A 23324-nucleotide genomic window follows, 5' to 3' on the forward strand; every position below is an offset into this window, starting at 1 on the left:
AGTCCCACTTTGATTAGTAATATAATCTAGTGGGACTATTTTATAGTAAAATTAATTGTTAAAAGAACAATGAATATGTATAATCTAATATACAAACTATAATTAGGAGGGGAAAATGAGCTTTAAGAGAAGAATTAGAAAACGAAGTATAATAATAGCTGCAATACCGCTTGTTCTTACTTTTGCTTTCTTTATGAATATTAGGGTAGATGATATAAAAGATGGAATAAAGAAAGACTTAAAAGAAATAGCTTATGTGGTGTCAAACACCCCTTTAGTCCAAGAAAAATTAGCACATAAAGAAAATGATTTTTCAATTCAAAAGTATGTCCAAGGCTATATTGAAAAGTTCGATAATGTAGATATTATAGTTACTGGAGATATGAGTGGTGAAAAATACTCTCATTTAGATAGCAATCAAATAGGTAAAAAGTATGTAAATCCTGACAACACAGATGTAATAAAGTATGGTACTAGTTATTATTCGACTATGAAGGGGTCTATGGGAGTGACACTTAGATATTTTGAGCCTGTTTATTATAATGGACATCAAGTTGGATTTGTTATGGTTGGTAAGTATTTAAAAGATGTTCAAACCCTTACTAATAAAGTTATTGGTGGAGCACTATTACTTTTTATAATAATAATTACAATCACAATATTTCTTTCAGAAAGTTTTGCTAGAAAAATAAAGAAAGAAATGCTTGGAATGGAACCAGATGAAATTGCAAGATTATATAATGAAAAGAAAATAATATTAGACTCTATAGATGAAGGTGTTATTGCCATAGACAATAATAACAAAATTTTAGAAATAAATGATAATTGCCTTAAGATATTTGATAATTTAAACATTGATGAACTTATAGATAAATTAGATAAATACATAAAGAAGCATGAAAGTGTACGAATGAAGGAAATTAATTTATCTGGAGAAAAGGTATTTATTAATCTCAGCTTTATAAAAGAACAAGGAAAATACTTAGGAGCTGTAGTTACTCTATTAAAAGGTGAGAATATTAATAGACTTGCAAGAGAAATAACAGGTATAGATGGACTGTTAAAGAGTGTTAGGGCAAATGTTCATGAATTTAAAAATAAATTGCACGTAATACTTGGATTAATAAATGTAGAGGAGTATGAAGAAGCTAAAAAATATATTTATGATTGTCAGAAAGAAGTATTAGAAAATTCAACTAATGTAGCAAATATAAATGATAATTTAATAAGTGCTATGTTACTTAGCAAGAAATTAATTGCAAAAGAGAGAAATATAGAGTTTATAATAGATGAAAGCTCTTATATGAAAGAAAATCATGGAAATATAACATCTATAGATTTAATAACTATTCTTGGAAACCTTATAGAAAATGCATTTGATGCATGTGTTGAGGATGAAGATGAAAGCTTTGTTAAAGTATTTATAGATGAAAATGATAAAGAGATAGAAATAGAAGTAAGTGATAATGGAAAGAAAATAAATAAATCAATTAAAGATAAATTATTTGAAAATGGGGTAAGTTCTAAAGGGGAAGGACGTGGTATAGGACTATCTACTGTTAAAGGTAGAGTAGACCTGTACGAAGGAAGCATAGAGATAAAAGAATATAGAAAACATAAAAAATTTAAAGTTGTAATACAAAGGATGGGATAAAATGAGAAATGTTGTTATTGTTGAAGATGATCCAATGGTAGCACTTATAAACAAAAAATATGTTGAAATGATTGAGGACTTTCAGGTAGTGGGAACTGTTTCGAATAAAGAAGATCTTATCAAGTTATTAGAAAAAAATGATGTAGCATTAATATTAATGGATATATATCTACCAAAGGAAAATGGTATACAGATATTAAAGCATATAAGGGAGCGTGGCATTATAACCGAAGTTATAATGATGACAGCAGCAGATAATACAGAAGAAATTAAGACAGCTTTTGCATATGGAGCTATTGATTATCTTATAAAGCCATTTGAATTTGACAGATTCAAAAAAGCTATAGAGAAATATAACAAGAAAAGAAGCCTTCTGATAGGTACATCTAAATTAGATCAAACAGCAGTTGATAAGTTATATAGTGATAATATATCAAATAATGAATATAGAGATCTACCAAAAGGAATAAATAAGACCACACTAAATAAGATATATGAGGTTATAGAAAATAATAAAAAAGAATATTGGACTATAAGACAAATATCTAAAGAGACAGGTGTAAGTAATGTAACTATTAAAAAGTATATAGATTATTTAGAAAGTATAGATAAAGCTATAGTTACAATAGATTATGGAAATATCGGAAGACCAGAATATAAATATACATTTAAGTAAAATTAATAATTCATAGAAAAATATCCTAAATTTGTATATAATAAAAGAAGAATACAATTTTGGAGGGAGTTCTATGGAGTATAATAAACACAAATATATAGGTCTTTTAGGACTACTATCACTTATAGGATTAAAAGGGTTTACAGCAGGAGAACCATTATATTACATATTCTTTGTTAATATTTTATGGTTTACTTATTTTTATGAAAATAGTCCTATATATAATAAATTCAAAGCAAAGCAATAAATAAAAAAAGAAGTAAAATGAAGTTATTTTACTTCTTTTTTTATTTTATATTAATTTAACGAATATTTTAAGTATTATACAAATTTACATTAGAATTAATTTGTGCAATAATAATGGTTGTTATAAAAAATTAAAGAATAAAGTATATAAAGGAGATATTATGAAAGTAGGATTTGATCACAAAAAATATTTAGAAGAACAATCTAAGTACATATTAGAAAGAGTAAATAATTACGATAAGTTATATTTAGAATTTGGTGGAAAGTTACTTCAAGATCTACATGCTAAGAGGGTATTACCTGGTTTTGATGAAAATGCTAAAATTAAATTATTACATAAATTAAGAGCAAATGCAGAGATAATAATTTGTGTATATTCAGGGGATATTGAAAGAAATAAAATAAGAGGCGACTTTGGTATAACATATGATGCTGATGTTTTAAGATTAATAGATGAACTTAGAGCATATGATTTAGATGTTAACAGTGTTGTTATAACAAGATATGATGATCAACCTGCTACAAATATATTTATAAATAAACTTGAAAGAAGAGGAATTAAAGTTTATAAGCATAGAGCAACTAAAGGATATCCAACTGATGTTGATACAATAGTAAGTGATGAAGGATATGGAAAGAACCCATATATAGAAACAACTAAACCAATAGTTGTAGTTACTGCACCAGGTCCAGGAAGTGGAAAGCTTGCAACATGCTTAAGCCAACTTTATCATGAAAATAAAAATGGAAGAGTAGCTGGGTACTCAAAGTTTGAAACATTCCCAGTATGGAATGTACCATTAAAGCACCCTCTTAATATTGCATATGAAGCTGCTACAGCAGATTTAAAGGATGTTAATATGATAGATTCATTCCATTTTGATGCATACAATAAAGTTGCAGTAAACTATAATAGAGATATTGAAAGTTTCCCAGTTCTTAAAAGAATAATTGAAAAGATAACAGGAGAAGAATCCGTTTATAAATCACCAACTGATATGGGTGTTAATAGGGTTGGATTTGGTATTATAGATGATGAAGTTGTTAAAGAAGCTTCAAGACAAGAAATTATAAGAAGATACTTTAAAACGGCTTGTGAATACAAAAAGGGATATGTTGATAAAGAAACATTCCAAAGAGTATCATTAATAATGAGCGAGCTAAACTTAAAAGAATCAGATAGAAAAGTTGTTATAAAGGCTAGAGAAAATTCTGAAAGACTTAGAAAACTTCAAGATACTAATGATATATGTCCATCAGTTGCAATTGAATTAGAAGATGGAACAATACTTACTGGTAAGACTTCAGAATTAATGGATGGAACAGCAGCCGTTATTATAAATGCAATAAAGCATTTTGCAAATATTTCAGATGATATTCATTTAATTTCTCCAGTTATATTAAATCCTATAATAAGATTAAAAAAGGAAACTTTAGCTTCTAAAAGACCAGCACTTACTTGTGAAGAAGTTCTTATGGCATTAAGTATTTGTGCTGCTACTAATCCAATGGCTCAAGTTGCTGTTGAAAAGCTTCCTATGCTTAAAGGATCACAAGCTCATTCAACTACAATAATTAGTAATAATGATGAGCAAGCATTTAGAAAGCTTGGAGTTGATATAACTTGTGATGCAGAATATCCAACAGAAAATTTATACTACTAATAAAAATAAATTTATAGAGAAAGTTTTTTTGAGAGGGTTTATACCCTCTCTTTTCTTATGCAATAAAAAAATTAAAAAAAGGTATTTACAATGGATAATAATTATTATATAATAATGACTATAGAAAATAAAACAAATAAAACACCTATAAAAACCTATAATAAAAGTAAAAAAAAGTGTGTGAATTAAATAAAGAGAATAGAGGAGAGATTAGATATGAAAAAATTTGTATGTTTAGTATGTGGATATATTCATGAAGGAGAAACTGCACCAGAAAAGTGCCCAGTATGTGGAGTTGGAGCTGATAAATTCAAGGAACAAGTAGGAGAAATGGCTTGGGCTGATGAACACAGAATCGGAGCTGGAAAAGACGTAGATCCAAGAGTTGTAGAAGGATTACAAGCAAACTTCATGGGAGAGTGTACAGAAGTTGGAATGTACCTTGCAATGTCAAGACAAGCAGATAGAGAAGGATTCCCAGAAGTAGCAGAAGCTTACCAAAGAATAGCTTTTGAAGAAGCAGAACATGCTGCAAAATTTGCAGAACTTTTAGGAGAAGTTGTTGATGCTTGTACAAAAACAAACTTACAAAAAAGAGTAGATGCAGAATTTGGAGCTTGCCAAGGAAAGAAAGATTTAGCAACTTTAGCTAAACAATTAAACCTAGATGCGATCCATGATACAGTGCATGAAATGTGTAAAGATGAAGCTAGACATGGTAGAGCATTTAAAGGATTATTAGACAGATACTTTGCTTAATAAATCCTAAAATTTGATTTTAAATTTCTTAAGTGAAATATTAAATATTATCTTCCTAATTATACATTTAAGATACGTAAAATTAACAATTTTACGTATCTTTTTTATTTTTTTAATTCGGCATATCTAATATAAAAACTGTGTAAACGTTATAAAATTTAAACAAATAACTCATAATATTAAATTTAAGTTAAATAATAAAATAATAAGTAAACAAAATAGATAAAGCATTTAAATAAAAAAAGCTAACGATTATACTAAGATAGGAACGGTATTAATACCGTTAGCTGTTAATAAGGAGTGACAAAAATGTTCAATTTAAATCCAAGAGAAGATAAATTTTTTGTATTGTTTGTTGAAGAAGCAAAGAATATTCATGAAGCAGGTAAATTACTAAAGAAAGGATTTGTTGAATTACAAAACAAGGAGGAAAATTCTAAAGCTATAGGAAAGCTTGAACATAAAGGAGATAAAATAGTTCATGATAGCATACTTCAATTAGAAGAGGCATTTATAACACCTCTAGATAGAGAAGATGTATATAGATTAATCAAGAAGATGGATAATATTTTAGATTCAATTGATTCAGCAGGTAGTAGACTTATTATATATGATATAAAAGAAGTTAGAGAAGAAGCTGTTAAAATGTGTGATATGATAGTTCATGCTACAGAAGAAGTTGTAAACTTAATGGAAGAGCTTAAGAAGATAGGGAAGAAAAATAATAGAATAGTAGAAAAGATAAAAGAAATTAATTTAATTGAACATAATGGTGATAAATACTATAGAGAAACTATTACAAATTTATTTAAAAGTGGAGATGATGTTTTAGAAATAATAAAGTGGAGAGAAATCTTCTCGTTATTAGAAAATACATTAGATGATTGCGAAACTATTGCAACTATTGTTGAAGGAGTTGTAATGAAGAATGCCTAGTACAGCTGTTATAATTACTATTGTAATAGTTGTTTTATCATTAGCATTTGATTTTATAAATGGATTTCATGATACTGCAACAGCAGTTGCAACAACAATTACAACAAGAGCATTAAAACCAAAGACAGCAATACTTCTTTGTGCTGTATTTAATTTTTTAGGAGCCTTCATGGGTACAGCGGTTGCTAAAACTGTTGGAGATGACATAGTTAGTCATCAGTTTATGCCACAATGGGTATTAATTGGAGTACTAGTTGCGTGTATAATATGGAACTTATTAACTTGGTATTTTGGTATACCTAGTAGTTCATCTCATGCACTTATAGGTTCATTAATAGGCGGAGGTATAGCTTATAATAAAACTTTTAGTGTAGTTCAGTGGGCAAATGTATTTGATCATGTAATAGTATGGTTAGTACTGGGTCCTGCTATTGGCTTTGTTTTAGGTTACATAATAATGGTAGCATTAAACTGGATACTTAAACCTTTAAAGCCAAGATTCGTAAATAGATTATTCCAAAAGCTACAAATAGTAGCATCAGCATTTATGGCATTAAACCATGGTGGTAATGACGCTCAAAAGTCAATGGGTATAATTACAATGGCACTTTTAAGTGGTGGACTTATAAGCACATTTGAAGTTCCAACTTGGGTAATAGGAGCATGTGCACTTGCAATGGCTCTTGGAACATCAATTGGTGGTAAGAAAATAATAAAGACAATGGGAAGTGGTATGGCAAAACTTACTCCCGTAAGTGGATTTGCAGCTCAAATGGGAGCAGCTACTTCAATTCTTGGAGCAACTATATTTGATGCACCAGTAAGTACAACTCAAGTTATTACAACAACTATAATGGGAGTTGGAGCATCAAAAAATGTTAAGTCTGTTAAATGGGGAGTTGCAAAGAATATTATATGGGCTTGGATTTTAACAGTTCCATTAAGTGCAATAATTGCAGCCATAACAGTAGAAATTTTAAGATTATTTATAGGGTAATTTTTAAGGAGATAAATTTTGAGTTTAGTTTATCTCCTTAATTTTTTATAAAGAAGAATAAGAAAAGCTAGATTTTTAAAAGGAAAAAATGTAAAATATATTCTAGTGCTAACATAAATATACTATTATTTAGCATAATAACTTAAATAAGAGGAGAGATTGAATGTACATTATTAATTTCATAAGAGGTTTTTGTATGGCATTAGCTGATAGTGTTCCTGGAGTATCTGGAGGAACAATTGCATTTATCCTTGGATTTTATGATAAGTTTATAAATTCTTTGAATAATGTAGTAGTCGGAAAGAAAGAAGAAAGAATAGATGCAATAAAATTTTTAATTAAACTTGGAATAGGATGGATAGTTGGGTTTGTACTATCTGTATTATTTATAACATCAATATTCGAACAACATATTTATGAAATAAGTTCACTTTTCATAGGATTTATTATAGTAGCTATTCCTATAATATTTAAAGAAGAGAGAAAGAGTATTATAGGTAAGTATAAGAACATATTATTTTTAATACTTGGAATAATCATTGTTGTAGGAATTTCATATCTTAATCCAGCATCAGCCGGTGGAGAAGGTGTTATTGTATCAACTGACCATCTAACTATAGGTCTTGTAGTTTATATATTTATTTCTGCAATGATTGCAATATCTGCAATGGTTCTTCCAGGAATATCAGGATCAACAATACTTTTAATATTTGGTCTTTATGCACCAATACTTGGAGCTATAAAGCAAGTAATTAAATTTAATTTTGACTATTTACCAATAGTTGTAATTTTTGGACTTGGAGTATTAACTGGTATAGCAGTTACTATAAAGGGAGTAAAATATGCTCTAGCAAATTATAGATCACAAACAATATATTGTATATTAGGATTAATGATAGGTTCACTATATGCAGTAGTTATGGGTCCAACTTCCCTTGAGATGCCAAAAGCACCTATGGATATGAGTACATTTAGTATAGTGTATTTTATAATAGGTGGGGCAATAATTATTGGGCTTGAAAGACTTAAAGTTCAGTTAGAAAAGAAAAAGATAAAGTAATAGATATTTAGTTTAAAGAGATTTATTAAATTCTAGAATATTAGAATGTATATACATTTTAATATTTAAAGAATTAATAAATCTCTTTTTTATTATTAGAAAATTAATTTTCATTTGCAAAATAATTATAATAGTTTCCTTGATAAAATTAGAGAATTATAGAGAAAATATAATTTAACTTAGTTATTCTAGAAATAGAGAATTAAAACTGTAAGGAAATAAAATATATTAAAAGTTATAAGCTTATATATTTTGAAACTATTAGAAAAATGAAGTTGCAGAGGGGATTTATATGACAAAATAGGATATTTTTTAATCAGGTTAATTGAGGATACTGAAAATAGCTATTTATGCCTGAAAATCGCGTTGTTATACTCCAAAATAAGAGTATAATTCATTACAGAATTTAAATTTTGGAGGGGAATTTTAATGGAATGGATAGCTCTTTTAATACTAATTGGAGTATTTATATTTATTACTATTTATGTTGGTAAATATATGTATAGCATACTTTTTAATAAGAAATCATTTATTGATCCAGTTATGGATAAGGTTGATAATTCAATATATAAGGTATGTGGAATAAAGGGAACTGATATGAACTGGAAGCAATATATAATTGCTTTACTTATAACTAATTTAATAATGTTTGTTGTAGGATTTATTCTTCTTATGACTCAACAATATATTTCAGGAATGAAAAATGAACTTTTAGATATGAATTGGCATACAGCCTTTAATACAGCAATTAGTTTTATTACAAATACTAATCTACAAGATTACACAGGAGAATTAAATTTAACTAATATATCTCAGATGATAGTAATTACAATGTACATGTTCACATCATCAGCTACAGGTTTTGCAGTAGCTGGAGCATTTATAAAAGGGATTACGGGGCATCCTCTTGGAAATTTCTATAGGGATTTAACAAGAATTATAACAAGACTATTACTTCCTATCTCAATAGTAGCTTCAATTATATTAATATCACAAGGTGTACCACAAACATTAGACGCTCATAGAGTAGTTCAGACATTAGAAGGTGAAACACAAACACTTGCAATGGGGCCTGTGGCATCACTTGAAAGTATAAAACATTTAGGAACTAATGGAGGAGGATTTTTTGGAGCAAATTCAAGCCATCCATTTGAAAATCCAACACCATTTACAAATTTATTAGAAATATTATTAATGATGCTTACACCAGGTGCGTATTGTTATGTATTTGGAAAGGCATGCAAAAATAAAAAACAAGGATGGGCAATATTTGCTGCGGCACTATTTTTATTCGTTATTGTTATACCGATAATCTATACTTCAGAACTTTCAGGAAATCCAGTTATGAATGATTTAGGAATAAGTAACTCTTTAGGGAATATGGAGGGTAAGGAAGTTAGAAATGGAATTTTTGACTCTTCATTATTCACAGTAGTTACAACTTCATTTACAACAGGATCTGTAAATAATATGCATGATTCGCTTACTCCAATTGGAGGTGCTGTTCCTATGTGGAATATGATGCTTAATTGTATATTTGGGGGTAAGGGAGTTGGTTTCATTAATTTAATTATTTATGCAATGCTTGGAGTATTTATATGTGGACTTATGGTTGGAAGAACACCAGAATTTTTAAGAAGAAAAATTGAAGGAAGAGAAATGAAGCTAATTGCAGCAACAATTCTTATACATCCAATACTAATATTATTACCGTCTGCAATAGCTACAGCAATAGGACAAGCTACTTTAGGTGGATATCATGGATTTTCTGAGGTTCTTTATCAATTTACGACTTCAGCTGCAAATAACGGGTCGGGATTTGAAGGTCTTGGAGATACTACAATGTTTTGGAATGTATCAGCTGGGATAGTAATGTTACTTGGAAGATATCTATCAATGATATTAATGCTTGCACTTGCAGGTTCTATGCTTAGTAAAACAGAAGTACCAGAAGCGTCTGTAGCTTTTAGAACAGATAAACCTTTATTTGTTGGAGTATTAATTGCAACTATATTAATTATTGGTGCACTAACATTCTTACCAGCATTAGTACTTGGACCAGGTGCAGAATTTTTAACTATGTAGTTGATTTAGAAGAGGTGATATAAGTGAAAGAAAAAAAGAAAGGGTTTATAACTAAAGAAATGATGAAAGAAGCAATAGTTGATTCATTTAAGAAATTAAACCCAAAAGATATGATAAAAAATCCTGTTATGTTTGTTGCTTATTTAGGAATGATTATAACGTTTATATTAACTTTTGTTCCACAAATAGTTGGAGAAGATGGTAGGTTATACAATGCTATAGTTACTGTAATATTATTCTTAACAATATTATTTGCAAATTTTGCTGAAAGCATTGCAGAAGGAAGAGGTAAAGCTCAAGCAGATGCTTTAAAGAGCACTAAAAGAGATACTAAAGCAAAGCTTTTAAAACCTGATGGAGGGTATGAAATTGTAAATGCAACTGAACTTAAAAAGGGAGATATTGTATTAGTTGAAGCTGGAGATATAATTCCAAATGATGGTGAAGTTATAGAAGGATTAGCATCTGTAAATGAAGCTGCAATAACTGGTGAATCAGCTCCAGTCATAAAAGAAGCCGGTGGGGATTTTGCATCAGTTACAGGAGGAACTACAGTTCAATCAGATTGGATTAAAGTTATGATAACGTCAGACCCTGGGGAATCTTTTCTAGATAAAATGATATCCCTTGTAGAGGGAGCATCAAGACAAAAAACTCCAAATGAAATTGCATTATCAACTCTTTTAATAGCACTTACAGTAATATTTCTTGTAGTTATAGTATCACTTTATCCAATAGCAAATTTTGTTGGAGTTACTCTTGAAGTTTCAACTCTTGTAGCACTTTTAGTATGCCTTATACCAACGACAATAGGGGGACTTTTATCATCAATAGGAATAGCTGGAATGGATAGAGTTACTAGATTTAATGTTATTGCTATGAGTGGTAAAGCAGTTGAGGCTTGTGGCGATGTTGATGTAATGATTTTAGATAAAACAGGAACTATAACATTTGGTAATAGATTAGCAGCAGATTTTATACCAGTTGAAGGTATAGCAAAAGAAGAACTAATAAAATATGCCTTAATATCTTCAATAAAAGATACCACTCCGGAGGGAAAATCAACTGTAGAGCTTGGAGAAAAGCTTGGAGTAAAAATAGATGAATATGAATTTAGGGATAATGAATTTGTAGAGTTTACAGCTCAAACTAAGAGTAGTGGTATAAATTTAAAAGATGGAGAGAGGATTAGGAAAGGTGCAGCATCTGCAATTATAGAGTTTGTAAAAGAAAATGGGGGAGAAATTCCTAAAGAATTAAAGTCTATTGTAGATGATATATCAAAACTTGGAGGAACTCCATTAGTTGTTGCAAAGGAAGATATAGTATATGGAGTCATATATTTAAAAGATACAGTTAAACCAGGCCTTACAGAAAGATTTGAAAAACTTCGTGAAATGGGAATTAAGACAGTAATGTGTACAGGAGATAACCCATTAACAGCAAAGACTATAGCAAAAGAAGCAGGAGTAGATGACTTTATAGCAGAATGTAAACCAGAAGATAAAATAGATGCTATAAAAAAAGAGCAGGCAAATGGTAAAGTTGTTGCTATGACTGGAGATGGAACAAATGATGCCCCTGCACTTGCACAAGCAAATGTTGGACTTGCAATGAATTCAGGAACAATTGCGGCTAAGGAAGCTGCAAATATGGTAGATTTAGATTCAGATCCAACTAAAATTTTAGATGTTGTTGGAATAGGAAAACAACTATTAATTACAAGAGGAGCTCTTACTACATTTTCAATAGCAAATGATATTGCTAAGTATTTTGCTATAATACCTGCAATGTTTACTTTAGCTATACCACAGATGGCCGTGCTTAATGTAATGGGACTTAATAGTCCAAAATCAGCAATAATATCTGCGCTTATTTTTAATGCTATAATTATTCCACTTTTAATACCAATAGCTTTAAGAGGAGTTAAATATGTTCCTATGAAGCCAGAGAAGATATTAAAAAGAAACTTAGGTATATATGGTGTTGGGGGAATAATAGCACCATTCATTGGTATAAAGATAATAGATATTATAATTTCACCATTATTATCTTTAGTAGGTATGTAGGAGGAATAATAAATATGAGTCATATAAAAAAAGGGATTAAGATAACAATAGCTATGATAATTATTTGTGGATTAATATATCCATTATTTATAACAGGGATAGGTCAGCTCTTTTTTCCACATGAGGCTAATGGAAGTGTTATAGAGGTTAATGGTAAAGAGGTAGGATCTGAACTTATAGGACAAAAGTATAATAAAGATATTTATTTTACAGGAAGAATATCAGCTGTAAATTATAATACTTCAGAATCTAAAGAGGAGATAGATGCAACCTCAGGATCACAAAATCTAGGACCAACAAGTGATGAGTTAAAAGAAAGAGTATCAAAAGATATTGATGAATTCATAAAAAAGAACCCAGAAGTATCAAAAGATGAAATATCATCAGAGCTTATATCTCAATCAGGCTCAGGATTAGATCCAGACATAACTCCAGAGGGTGCATTAATACAAGTACCAAGAATAGCAAAGGCAACAGGGATTTCAAAAGAAAAACTTGAAGCTATTATAAAAGAAAATACAAAAGGAAAATGGCTTGGATTATATGGGGCAGATAGAGTGAATGTCCTAAGATTAAATATAGCCATTGATGAGATGTTAATGAATAAGCAATAATAAAAAGCTTACCTTAAAATTTAAGGTAAGCTTTTTATTATTCATTGTAAGGTATTACGATAATTTCAATATTTTTAGCGTTTTCTAGAACTTTATTTATTGTAGATCCTCTAATTAGCTTTTGAAGCGTTGTTCTTTTAGAATGTCCTATAACTAGCTTAGTTATATTATTTTCATTTGCAAATTTAACAAGTTCATTAGATATTGATCTCCCTTTTAATTTAACTATTATAGCATTGAACTTTTCTGCAAGAAGAAGATTATCTTTAAGAGAAGTTAGATGTTCTGGAGTATCTTTAGGTGATAGTTTATGGGTGCAATCAACATATGCAACATATAGATCACACTTATATTTTTTTGAAAGCCTTGCACCAACTCTTATGAGTCTTTTGCTTTTTGGATTTGATGATATAGATACAAGAATTCTTTCAGAAGTATGCCAATTATCTTTTATATCATGATCCTTCATATACTCCAATAATTCATCATCTACTTCATTAGCAGTTTCTCTTAGAGTTAGTTCTCTTAAAGCATTTAAATTACCTTTTCTAAAAAAGTTTTTAAGTGCTCTTTCAATCAAATGATTTTTATATATCTCTCCACGTTGTAGCCTATTTCTAAGAGCTTCTGGAGTTATATCTATAACAACTACCTCAGAATTTGCTATCAAATTATCAGGAATAGTTTCAGTTACTCTTACTCCAGTAATTTGGGAGATTACATCATTTAAACTTTCAATATGTTGAAGATTTACAGTAGAATAAACATTTATGCCATTATTAATTATTTCGAGAACATCTTCATATCTTTTTTTATTCTTAGATCCTGGTGCATTAGTATGAGCTAATTCATCAACTAGAACAAGATTAGGCTTTTTTTTAATTATTTCAGGTAGATTCATTTCTTTTAATACAATTCCATTATAATAAATATTCTGAAGTGGTATTAATGGTAAGTTTTTAATTTGATTTATAGTTTCTTTTCTACCATGACTTTCAAAATAGCCAATTACTACGTCTTCACCTCTAGAAAGACGCCTATTAGCTTCATTTAGCATTGTATAAGTTTTACCAACACCTGGGGCATAACCTAAGAAAATTTTAAGTTTACCTAATTCATTTTTTTTGCATAATTTTAGAGCAGCTTCTGGAGTTGTCCTTTTTTCGCTCAAATAATCACCTTACTTTACTAAATTATTTTAAATCAAGAAGTTTTAAAGATAACTCTTTAAATAATTTTCCTTTTTCAGATTCTCCTAAATCGATTAGTATATTGCCTAGATTTTCGTAAAGTTTTTCATTTAATGGGTTTTGGTATAGGCCTTCTTTTACTTTAGTTAATTTATTATCTATAGAAACGGATTTTTCTTTATCAGATTTATCAGAATCCAGTTTATTTTCAGGAAATATTTCTAATAGTGTTTTTCTAATAGTATTTGCTGTAAATGGTTTTTGTAAATATACTTTTGCTCCAAGTTTTGTAGTAGTTACCGCATTTTTTATTGTACCGAATGCAGTCATAATAATAACAGGAAATTCATAACCTCGACATCTTAATTCCTCTAGAAGTGCTGTACCACTCATATTTGGCATTTTAATATCTATAAAAGCAACTTCAAAATTATTAGTAGACACGAGTTCTAAAGCTTCATTAGCATTTGTTGCTAAAAAGACATTAAAGTTTTCATTTTCTAAACACTTTGATAATAAAAGTCTAATATTTTTAGTATCATCTACTATTAATGCATTTTTCATTAATTTTCCTCCATAATATACTTTAAAATATATTACTTTAGTTTATAAAAAATATCAATAAATGAATCTTATAGATAATTTAAAAAATACCTAAAAATACTACAAAATTAAGAGAAGGATTTAAATAATAGACTTTAATAGTATAGATTATTTTTAAAGAGGGTTAGATGGCAATTAGTAAAAAATTGTTAAATATATTATAATTTCATTAGTTAATAAATAGAGGAGATTGAAGATGATAAAGAGTATAAAGATAAAGATATTTATGATTTTAATAGTTTTTTTAACATTAACTCTAGGAAATACGTTAGTATCTATAAATTATTTTAATAAATTGCAAGAGTCTATAGACTCTATAATGCATGCTAATTATGATAGTGTAGTTGCAGCACAGAATATGATAGAAGCAGTAGAAAGGCAAGATAGTTTAGAACTAGCATTTATATTTGAAGAAGATAAATCACTATCTTTATTATATCAAGAGAATAATATGAAATTCATAGAGTGGCTTTATAAGGCTAAAAACAATATAACAGAAAATGGAGAAAATGAGACATTAAATAGTATAGAAAAAACTTATACAGAATATACAGAAAAGGTTAAAAGACTAGAAAGCCTAAAAGGAAAAGAGGGGGGAGATAAGGCACAAAAGTATTATTACAATGATATATTACCTTTATTTGATAAAGTAAAAGAAGATTGCACAAATTTATTAAATATAAATCAGAAATCTATGGTTAATATGAAGGAAGAATCTAAAGAATTAGCAAAAGAAGCAATATACTATACCCTAAGTATAGTAGTGGTAGTCTTAATAATAGGACTTTGCATAATTGGGTATTTATTAAAAAAAATAATTAGACCTATCGAAGATTTAACAATTGGAATAAAAGAAGTATCAGAAGGAAATTATGATTACAAAATACCTTTAAAGAGAGAGAAAGATATTAATTTTATGCTAGAAGAATTTAATCATATGGCTTATGAACTAAAAAAATATGAGATGTTAAACGTGAATGAGATATTAATGGAAAAACAAAAGGGAGAAGCAATTATAGAGAGTATAGATTCTCCAATAATAGTTACCGATTATGATAATAAAGTTACCATGGTTAATAAATCAGCAGAGAGAATTCTAGATGTTAAAGAAAAGAATATAGTAGATAGACATTTTCTAGAAGGGATAGAGAATAGGCAAATATTTAATATAATTAATAAAGCAAGAAACTCAGTAAGAGAATATAAAGCATTTGAAGATATAGAAATATATCAAAAGGGGGAAAAGATATATTATAGAGTTATATCTACTCCAATATGGTTCGAGCATAGTGAGAATATAGGAGCTGTAACAATAATGCAAGATATAACTAAATTTAAGGAAGTTGAAATATTAAAATCAGAATTTGTATCAACTGTATCCCATGAATTTAGAACTCCACTTACCTCAATTTCGATGGCAATATCATTATTGTTAGAAGAAAGCTTTAGTGATAAAGAGGAAGAGGAGGAATTATTAAATATTATAAAAGATGATAGTGAAAGACTTAGTAATCTTGTATCTGAATTATTAGATCTTTCAAAATTAGAATCAGGCAAAATAGAAATGGATATACAAAATGTTGATATTAAAAATGCTATAAATGAAGCAAAGAGAAGCTTCAAAATGCAATTTGAAGAAAATAATATAACTCTTAATATTGATTGCAATGGTGTATATAGATATGTAAAAGCTGACTTTAGCAAAATATCTTGGGTACTTGCGAATCTTATAGGAAATGCTATTAGATACGTAAGCAGAGATGGAACAGGATTAATAGAAATAAAGGCTAAAGAAGTTAATAATAATATGTTAATTTCAGTTTCAGACAATGGTGAAGGAATTAATGAAGATGATCAAAAGAAAATATTTGAAAAGTTTGTTCAATTAAAAGATAAAAATGGTGAAGTAACAGGAAGTTCAGGACTTGGACTTGCTATTTGTAAGGAAATAGTAATAGCCAATTGCGGTGAGATATGGGTCGATAGTACTTTAGGTGAAGGAAGCAAATTTTACTTTACTTTGAAATTAGGAGGTGTAATAAATGAAAAAAATATTAATAGTTGATGATGAAAAAAATATAAGAATTGGAATAAAACATTGTTTAAAATCAGAAGGATATAATATATCTATGGCTTGTGATGGAGAGGAAGCATTACACAAAGCAGAAAATGAAAATTATGATTTAATATTAATGGATTATCAAATGCCAAATAGAAATGGAGTAGAAATTTTAAAAATATTAAGAGAAAATAATATTTTAACTAAAGTAATTATAATGACAGCATATGGTACAGTTGACGTAGCTGTTGAAGCAATGAAGCTAGGAGCCGTTGATTTTATTAGCAAACCATTTACATTAGATAAACTAAAAGAGTGTGTTAAAGATAATATGAATAAAGATAATAGTATAATAAGAGTTGAAGAAAATAGTGAGTACTATATAGGAGTTGCTAAAGAAGCAATTTTAAAAGGTGATTTTGAAGAAGCTAGATATTATTTGAAGGAAGCATTAGTTACTGATACAAGCAATGCTATTATACAGAACCTTTTTGGGGTAATAGAGGAAAAACTTCACAATAAGAGTTTAGCACAAAAATATTATAGAGCAGCATTATCATTGGATGCTACTTACAAACCAGCTGATAATAATTTAAGAAGAACTGTTATGTATGGATACACTACTAAGGGAATAGATTTAGGGTAAGATAAACTAGAGTTGATTTTATATAATCAGCTCTAATTCTCTTTTTCAGGATTTGATGTAAATATTGTGTTGTTACGTCCATTATTTTTAGCTAAATATAAATTTTCATCAGCTAATTGAATAAAATCTTCAATATCTATATTTAAATCATTAATAGTATATCCACCTAGACTACAAGTTAATCTTATAGAAATGTCTTTATAGCTAAATAGATTAGATTCTATTTTTTTTCTTATTCTTTCTGCAATAAGGTTTGCAGTATCTAAAGGAGTGTTTTCTAAAATTATCATAAACTCCTCTCCACCAAACCTTCCAAAATAGTCATCTTTTTTTCTAAGACATGATGAAACAACAGAAGAAAATTCTTTTAAAACTTTATCACCTATTAAGTGACCATAAGTATCATTTATATTTTTAAAATGGTCTATATCAAGCATTATTATTGAAAGTGGAAGTGTAGAAGTATCTGAAGATAAAGATTTTGAAAGTCTTTCATAAATAACTCTTTTATTATAAATATTAGTTAATTCATCTTTGTTTAATGTTTCAGATAAATAGCTAAGAAGATTTTCTATTGTTATACAATCTGATTTATCTTTAAGAAAACTATTTTTTGATACGTCTTTTATTAATTCTACAACATATGTAGTTTCATTATTTATGATTGGAGTTGCAGTAACTAAAAATATTTTATTTTCTTTTAGTTCAATCTTAACAAAAGTTTTATTTTCATTGTAAGCCTTTAAAGATATGCAATTTTTACATTTTATATTCTTATTCCAAAATGCGTGACAAGGAATGTCTTCGTATTCCTTAATATTTGTTTTAGAATCTGTGTGTAAAACTTTATCATTAATTGGGTCAACTAATCTAATAGTGTCATAAAAATCTTTAAATATACATAGTCTGTTTTTTATATCATTAAGTAAATCCATATGTAACCTCGTATAAATTATTTTAATATATGTATTTATTATATAGTAGTAATAAAACCAATAACAATAAAATATTTCAAAATATGAATAATATAGTAAAAATTCGACAATGTTAATTGTTAATTAACAAATAGAAACTATATTTTATTATATCGTAGACAATGTTTTTCTACGCTACTATAATATTAATATACTTATATGAGAAAAGGAGAAATACATGGTTATTGAAATAAAGGATAAAAAAATAGAAGAGTCAGCTAAGCAATTAGAAAAAGCAATAGAAATAGTTGGTGGAATAGATTATTTAAAAGAATTTAAAAATGAATCAGAATTAATTGAAGGAATAATAAAGAGTGTGTTTTATAAAGGTTCAGCTACTATATATATAGAGGGAAGAGGATATACAGTAAAAGAACTTATTGAACTTAAAACTGAATTTGAAAAATACTTCTTAAAAAATAAGAGAAAAGTAATAGCAAGAATTGTATCAAAGATAAAAGAATATAATACTTTATTAGAAAGTAAAATAAGAAAATTTAAAAAGAGCAATTCAATTGAAGAGTTTAGAGATATAGTAAAAGAAATAGAAGAGAGATATGATTGGGAATTTGATAATTTCTTCTTAATGTATATAGATAATATTGATGAAAATAAAAATTATTATGGTAAATATTTAACAGAAAAGAAAAAACAAATAGTAGATAGTGTTTTAATGAAGTTAGGTATATAAATTTTAGGAAATTTATACTATAATATATTAGTGTTCAAATATTAAGAGAGTGTTCTTTTTATATTTGTTCCTTTAAATTACTTTACAAATAATCTAACAGAAAAGAGTAATCTAACCTGGAAGAAAATTAATTTAATAATGTATATTAATAAAAAGGTATTTTTGCGTTAAAATATCTTTACTAGTGATACATATTGGACTGATTTTCTTTTTATTATAAGAGAACCAGTCCTTTTTTTGGAGGTTTTTTTTATATGAAAAAAATAGCAGTAATTAGTGCTATACTTGAAGCTCCTAAGGAGTGTCAAGAAGAGTTTAACACTGTTATAGCAAACTTTAGAGGAAGTATTAGGGGTAGAATGGGAATACCATTTGAAGAAGGAATTTCAGTTATTTCTCTAACAGTGACAGGAGAATTAAATGAAATTAACAGTTTAACTGGGAAGCTTGGAAATATAAAAGGCGTGACAGTTAAAACAGCAATAGCAAAAAAAGAAATATAAAATAGAAAGGGAAATGTATGAAAGTAATAGACATTATAAATAAGTTATATAAAGAACATAATGCCAGCAGAGAAGAACTTTTATATCTTTTAGATAATATAACAGATGAAGACCAAGAGTATTTAATAGAAAAAGCTAATGATATAAGAATGCAAAATTATAGTAATAAAGTCTATATGAGAGGTCTTATAGAGTTTACTAATTATTGCAAAAGAGATTGTATGTATTGTGGAATAAGAAAGAGCAATAAGAATGCTGATAGATACAGATTAACTTTCGATGAAATAATACAATGTGCTGATATTGGAGATAAGCTTGGATATAAAACATATGTACTTCAAGGTGGGGAAGATGCTTATTTTACTGATGAGAGAATGATTGAAATTATTAAGGAGATAAAAAAGAGACATCCTAATAATGCAATAACACTTTCATTAGGTGAAAGAAGCTATGAGTCATACAAGAAGTTATATGAAGCAGGTGCTGATAGATATCTTTTAAGGCATGAAACAGCATCAAAACATTTATATGATAAACTTCATCCAGGTGCATCTTTTGAAGAAAGAATGCAATGTCTTAGAAATCTAAAAGAAATAGGCTATCAAGCTGGTGCTGGATTTATGGTTGGTCTTCCAGGACAAACAAACGAAGATTTAGTTAATGATTTACTGTTTGTAAAAGAGTTTAAACCAGAAATGTGCGGTATAGGACCATTTATACCACAAAAGGATACACCACTTGGAGAAGAAACTGGTGGAACTTTAGAAAAAACAGTTATTATGTTAGCTATAATTAGATTACTACTTCCAGATGTATTACTTCCAGCCTCAACAGCTTTAGGAAGTGTTGATCCACTAGGACGTGAAAAGGGAATAAAAGCAGGCGGAAATGTTGTTATGCCAAATCTTTCACCAACAGAAGTTAGAGATAAATATGCTCTATATGATGGTAAGATATGCACAGGTGATGAAGCAGCAGAATGTAGAATGTGCATAGAAGGAAGAATGAGAAGATTTGGATATGAAGTTGAAGTAAACAGAGGAGATAATGTAAAGTGGCTTAAGGAGAACAACTAAGAGGGGCATCATTTAGGAGGAGTAAAAATGTTTATAAACCACGAATTAATCAACGGTATTTTAGAAGAAACAAAAAATCCAACTAGAGAAGAAGCAAGAGAAGTCATAGAGAAGGCAAAGAGAAGAGAAACTTTAGACTATAGAGATATTGCTATACTTTTAGCTACTAAAGATGAAGAAATTGAAAAAGAAATCTTTAAGTTAGCTGGAGAAATAAAAGAAAGTATATATGGTAAAAGAATCGTTATATTTGCCCCACTTTATGTAAGTGATTATTGTGTAAATAATTGTGTTTATTGTGGATATCAAAGATGTAACTCATTTGAAAGAAGAAAATTAACTCAAGAAGAAATAGCTGAAGAAGTTAAGCTGTTAGAAAAGATGGGTCATAAAAGACTAACATTAGAACTTGGAGAAGATCCAGTAAATGCTCCAATTGAATATGTTTTAGAATGTTTAGATACAATGTATAAAACTCAAAATGCAAATGGAGAAATAAGAAGAATTAATGTAAATATAGCTGCAACATCAGTTGAAAACTTTAAAAAGCTTAAAGATAGAGAAATTGGAACATATGTATTATTCCAAGAAACTTATCATAAGCCAAGCTATGAAAAAATGCATCCAAAATCATTAAAGAGTGATTATGAGTACCACTTAACTGCTTTTGATAGAGCAATGGAAGCTGGAATTGAGGATGTTGGAGCTGGAGTTTTATTTGGACTTGCAGATCCAAGATTTGAAGTTTTAGGACTTATGATGCATAATGCCCATTTAGAAGAAAAATTTGGAGTTGGATTCCATACTATTTCAGTTCCAAGAATAAGAAAAGCAAAGGGAGTTACAATGGAGGATTTACCAAATCTTCTAACTGATGAAATGTTTAAAAGAGTAGTTGCAGTAATTAGAATAGCAGTTCCATTTACAGGAATGATGATTACTGAAAGAGAACCAGCAGAAATAAGAAGAGAAGCTCTTAAATATGGAGTATCTCAAATATCAGCAGGATCAAGTACCGTTGTTGGTGGATATAAAAAGAGAGAAATGAATCAAGAACATGATGAACAATTTAAACTTTTTGATGAAGTTAAACCTCTAGAAGTTATAAGAGAATTATTAGAAGATGGATATATACCAAGCTATTGTACTGCATGTTATAGAAAAGGAAGAACAGGAGATAGATTTATGTCTCTTGCAAAGTCTGGAGAAATACAAAATGTGTGTGAACCTAATGCTATATCTACACTTGTAGAATTTGCTTTAGACTATGGAGATGAAGACTTTAAGGAAAAAGCATTAAATACAGCAGAAAGAATAGCTAATGAAATAAAAAATGAAAAAACTAAAGAGATAACTTTAGAAAATATTAAAAGATTAAAAAATGGAGAGAGAGATCTTTTCTTATAAAGATGTGACCATATAGGAGGAGTAAATATGTTTATAGATCACGAATTAATTAATAGAATTTTAGAAGAAACAAAAAATCCAACTAAAGAAGAAGCAAGAGAAGTTATAGAAAAAGCAAAAAGAAAAGAAAATTTAGATTACAAGGATATAGCGATACTTTTATCAACAGAGGATAATGATGTTGTTTTGGATATGTATAAATTAGCTGGAGAAATAAAGGAAAGCATATATGGTAAGAGAATAGTAATGTTTGCTCCTCTATATGTAAGTGATTATTGCGTAAATAATTGTGTTTACTGTGGATATCAAAGATGCAATAAATTTGCTAGAAGAAAGTTAACTCAAGAAGAAGTTGCACAAGAAGTTAGAATACTAGAAAAAATGGGACATAAGAGATTAGCATTAGAACTTGGAGAAGATCCAGTAAATGCTCCAATTGATTATGTATTAGAATGTTTAAAAACAATATATAATACACAAAATGAAAATGGGGAAATAAGAAGAGTAAATGTAAATATTGCTGCAACAACAGTAGAGAACTATAAAAAGCTAAATGAGGCTGGAATAGGTACATATATCTTATTCCAAGAAACTTATCATAAGCCAACATATGAAAGAATGCATCCAAAATCATTAAAAGGAGATTATGAATATCATTTAACTGCTTTTGATAGAGCAATGGAAGCTGGAATAGATGACGTTGGTGGTGGTGCTTTATTTGGACTTGCGGATCCTAAATTTGAAGTTTTAGGACTTATGATGCATAATGCTCATTTAGAAGAGAAGTTTGGAGTTGGATTTCATACAATTTCAGTGCCAAGACTTAGAAAGGCAAATGGAGTTACAATGGAAAACTTCCCACATCTCTTAACTGATGAAATGTTTAAAAGAATAGTTGCAGTACTTAGAATAGCAGTACCGTTTACGGGAATAATACTTTCAACAAGAGAAACAGCAGAAATGAGAAAGGAAGTATTAAGATACGGAGTATCTCAAGTTTCAGCAGGATCAAGCACAGGAGTTGGAGGATACAAGGAAAGAGAAGAAAAAGGCCATGATGATAAGCAATTTGAGACTTCAGATGAGAGAACACCACTTGAAGTTATTAAGGAATTGTTAGATGATGGTTATATACCAAGTTATTGTACAGCATGTTATAGAAAAGGAAGAACAGGTGACAGATTTATGGCTCTTGCAAAGTCAGGAGAAATACAAAATGTATGTGAGCCTAACGCTATAACAACTCTTGTAGAATATGCATTAGATTATGGTGATGAAGAATTTAAGGAAAAGGCCTTGAGAAATGCAGATAAAGTAGCTAATGAAATAAAGAATGAAAAAACAAAAAATATTGTTTTAAACAATATTAAAAAGTTAAAAGAAGGAAAGCGAGACCTTTTCCTATAATAGGAGAT

At 28.7% G+C, this 23324-nt stretch carries 21 protein-coding genes; 18 read left to right on the top strand and 3 right to left on the bottom strand.

The window, feature by feature from the left end; translation table 11 throughout:
• Positions 1-115 precede the first annotated feature (115 nt).
• The 11 genes from JOC62_RS02660 to kdpC all read left to right on the top strand — a co-directional run bounded on the left by JOC62_RS02660 (position 116) and on the right by kdpC (position 12760).
• A complete protein-coding gene (locus tag JOC62_RS02660; RefSeq protein ID WP_204593622.1) occupies positions 116-1654 on the top strand; it encodes an ATP-binding protein in 1539 nt (512 codons plus the stop codon).
• Position 1655: 1 nt separating this feature from the next.
• Positions 1656-2330, top strand: a complete 675-nt coding sequence (locus JOC62_RS02665; RefSeq protein ID WP_204593623.1) for a response regulator — start codon at positions 1656-1658, stop codon at positions 2328-2330.
• A gap of 73 nt (positions 2331-2403) precedes the next feature.
• Positions 2404-2577, top strand: a complete 174-nt coding sequence (locus tag JOC62_RS02670) for a hypothetical protein (protein ID WP_204593624.1) — start codon at positions 2404-2406, stop codon at positions 2575-2577.
• Between the two features lie 160 nt (positions 2578-2737).
• Positions 2738-4240, top strand: a complete 1503-nt coding sequence (locus JOC62_RS02675; RefSeq protein ID WP_204593625.1) for a DUF1846 domain-containing protein — start codon at positions 2738-2740, stop codon at positions 4238-4240.
• A 216-nt stretch (positions 4241-4456) separates the two neighbouring features.
• Positions 4457-4999, top strand: a complete 543-nt coding sequence (locus JOC62_RS02680; RefSeq protein ID WP_204593626.1) for an NADH peroxidase — start codon at positions 4457-4459, stop codon at positions 4997-4999.
• 309 nt (positions 5000-5308) lie between these two features.
• On the top strand, positions 5309-5935 hold the full coding sequence (locus JOC62_RS02685; RefSeq protein WP_204593627.1) for a DUF47 domain-containing protein: 627 nt from the start codon (positions 5309-5311) through the stop codon (positions 5933-5935).
• Complete coding sequence (locus JOC62_RS02690) at positions 5928-6932, top strand: inorganic phosphate transporter (RefSeq protein ID WP_204593628.1); 1005 nt, start codon at positions 5928-5930, stop codon at positions 6930-6932. The genes JOC62_RS02685 and JOC62_RS02690 overlap by 8 nt, the downstream gene beginning before the upstream one ends.
• Before the next feature lie 163 nt (positions 6933-7095).
• Positions 7096-7992, top strand: coding sequence for a DUF368 domain-containing protein (locus JOC62_RS02695; RefSeq protein WP_204593629.1), 897 nt, complete (start codon positions 7096-7098; stop codon positions 7990-7992).
• Positions 7993-8421: 429 nt separating this feature from the next.
• A complete protein-coding gene (kdpA, locus tag JOC62_RS02700; protein ID WP_204593630.1) occupies positions 8422-10077 on the top strand; it encodes a potassium-transporting ATPase subunit KdpA in 1656 nt (551 codons plus the stop codon).
• Positions 10078-10100: 23 nt separating this feature from the next.
• Positions 10101-12146, top strand: coding sequence for a potassium-transporting ATPase subunit KdpB (kdpB, locus tag JOC62_RS02705; protein ID WP_341534789.1), 2046 nt, complete (start codon positions 10101-10103; stop codon positions 12144-12146).
• A gap of 14 nt (positions 12147-12160) precedes the next feature.
• Entirely contained in the window at positions 12161-12760 is a 600-nt protein-coding gene (gene kdpC, locus JOC62_RS02710; RefSeq protein ID WP_204593631.1) for a potassium-transporting ATPase subunit KdpC, read from the top strand.
• A gap of 37 nt (positions 12761-12797) precedes the next feature.
• Here kdpC and JOC62_RS02715 read toward each other — a convergent pair whose 3' ends face one another.
• Both JOC62_RS02715 and JOC62_RS02720 read right to left on the bottom strand, forming a co-directional pair.
• Entirely contained in the window at positions 12798-13931 is a 1134-nt protein-coding gene (locus JOC62_RS02715) for a universal stress protein (RefSeq protein WP_204593632.1), read from the bottom strand.
• Positions 13932-13953: 22 nt separating this feature from the next.
• Positions 13954-14514 (bottom strand): response regulator, encoded by a 561-nt coding sequence (locus tag JOC62_RS02720; protein ID WP_204593633.1) that lies wholly within the window; start codon positions 14512-14514, stop codon positions 13954-13956.
• A 235-nt stretch (positions 14515-14749) separates the two neighbouring features.
• Here JOC62_RS02720 and JOC62_RS02725 point away from each other — a divergent pair, with 235 nt between their 5' ends.
• Together JOC62_RS02725 and JOC62_RS02730 are read left to right on the top strand one after the other, a co-directional pair.
• Complete coding sequence (locus tag JOC62_RS02725; RefSeq protein WP_204593634.1) at positions 14750-16618, top strand: HAMP domain-containing sensor histidine kinase; 1869 nt, start codon at positions 14750-14752, stop codon at positions 16616-16618.
• Entirely contained in the window at positions 16596-17258 is a 663-nt protein-coding gene (locus JOC62_RS02730) for a response regulator (protein ID WP_204593635.1), read from the top strand. The genes JOC62_RS02725 and JOC62_RS02730 overlap by 23 nt, the downstream gene beginning before the upstream one ends.
• Before the next feature lie 32 nt (positions 17259-17290).
• On the opposite strand, the gene JOC62_RS02735 is transcribed toward JOC62_RS02730, so the two are convergent.
• On the bottom strand, positions 17291-18193 hold the full coding sequence (locus JOC62_RS02735) for a GGDEF domain-containing protein (protein ID WP_204593636.1): 903 nt from the start codon (positions 18191-18193) through the stop codon (positions 17291-17293).
• A 217-nt stretch (positions 18194-18410) separates the two neighbouring features.
• Between JOC62_RS02735 and JOC62_RS02740 the strand changes: the two genes are divergently transcribed.
• The 5 genes from JOC62_RS02740 (at position 18411) to hydG (JOC62_RS02760) (ending at position 23316) form a co-directional block, all read left to right on the top strand.
• Complete coding sequence (locus JOC62_RS02740; protein ID WP_204593637.1) at positions 18411-18923, top strand: hypothetical protein; 513 nt, start codon at positions 18411-18413, stop codon at positions 18921-18923.
• Positions 18924-19177: 254 nt separating this feature from the next.
• Positions 19178-19426, top strand: coding sequence for a TM1266 family iron-only hydrogenase system putative regulator (locus JOC62_RS02745; protein WP_204593638.1), 249 nt, complete (start codon positions 19178-19180; stop codon positions 19424-19426).
• Positions 19427-19443: 17 nt separating this feature from the next.
• Positions 19444-20502 carry a [FeFe] hydrogenase H-cluster radical SAM maturase HydE gene (gene hydE / locus JOC62_RS02750; protein WP_204593639.1) on the top strand — a complete coding sequence of 353 codons (1059 nt, stop codon included), beginning with the start codon at positions 19444-19446 and terminating at the stop codon, positions 20500-20502.
• 27 nt (positions 20503-20529) lie between these two features.
• The gene (gene hydG / locus JOC62_RS02755; RefSeq protein WP_204593640.1) at positions 20530-21909 is read left to right on the top strand and encodes a [FeFe] hydrogenase H-cluster radical SAM maturase HydG; all 1380 of its coding nucleotides are present in this window, start codon (positions 20530-20532) and stop codon (positions 21907-21909) included.
• A 27-nt stretch (positions 21910-21936) separates the two neighbouring features.
• Positions 21937-23316: a [FeFe] hydrogenase H-cluster radical SAM maturase HydG gene (gene hydG, locus JOC62_RS02760; protein WP_204593641.1), complete on the top strand. Its 1380-nt coding sequence runs from the start codon at positions 21937-21939 to the stop codon at positions 23314-23316.
• Positions 23317-23324 lie beyond the last annotated feature (8 nt).

Origin of the sequence: Clostridium sardiniense (assembly GCF_016907995.1) — a bacterium.
In the GTDB taxonomy this organism is placed as follows: Bacteria; Bacillota; Clostridia; order Clostridiales; family Clostridiaceae; genus Clostridium; species Clostridium sardiniense.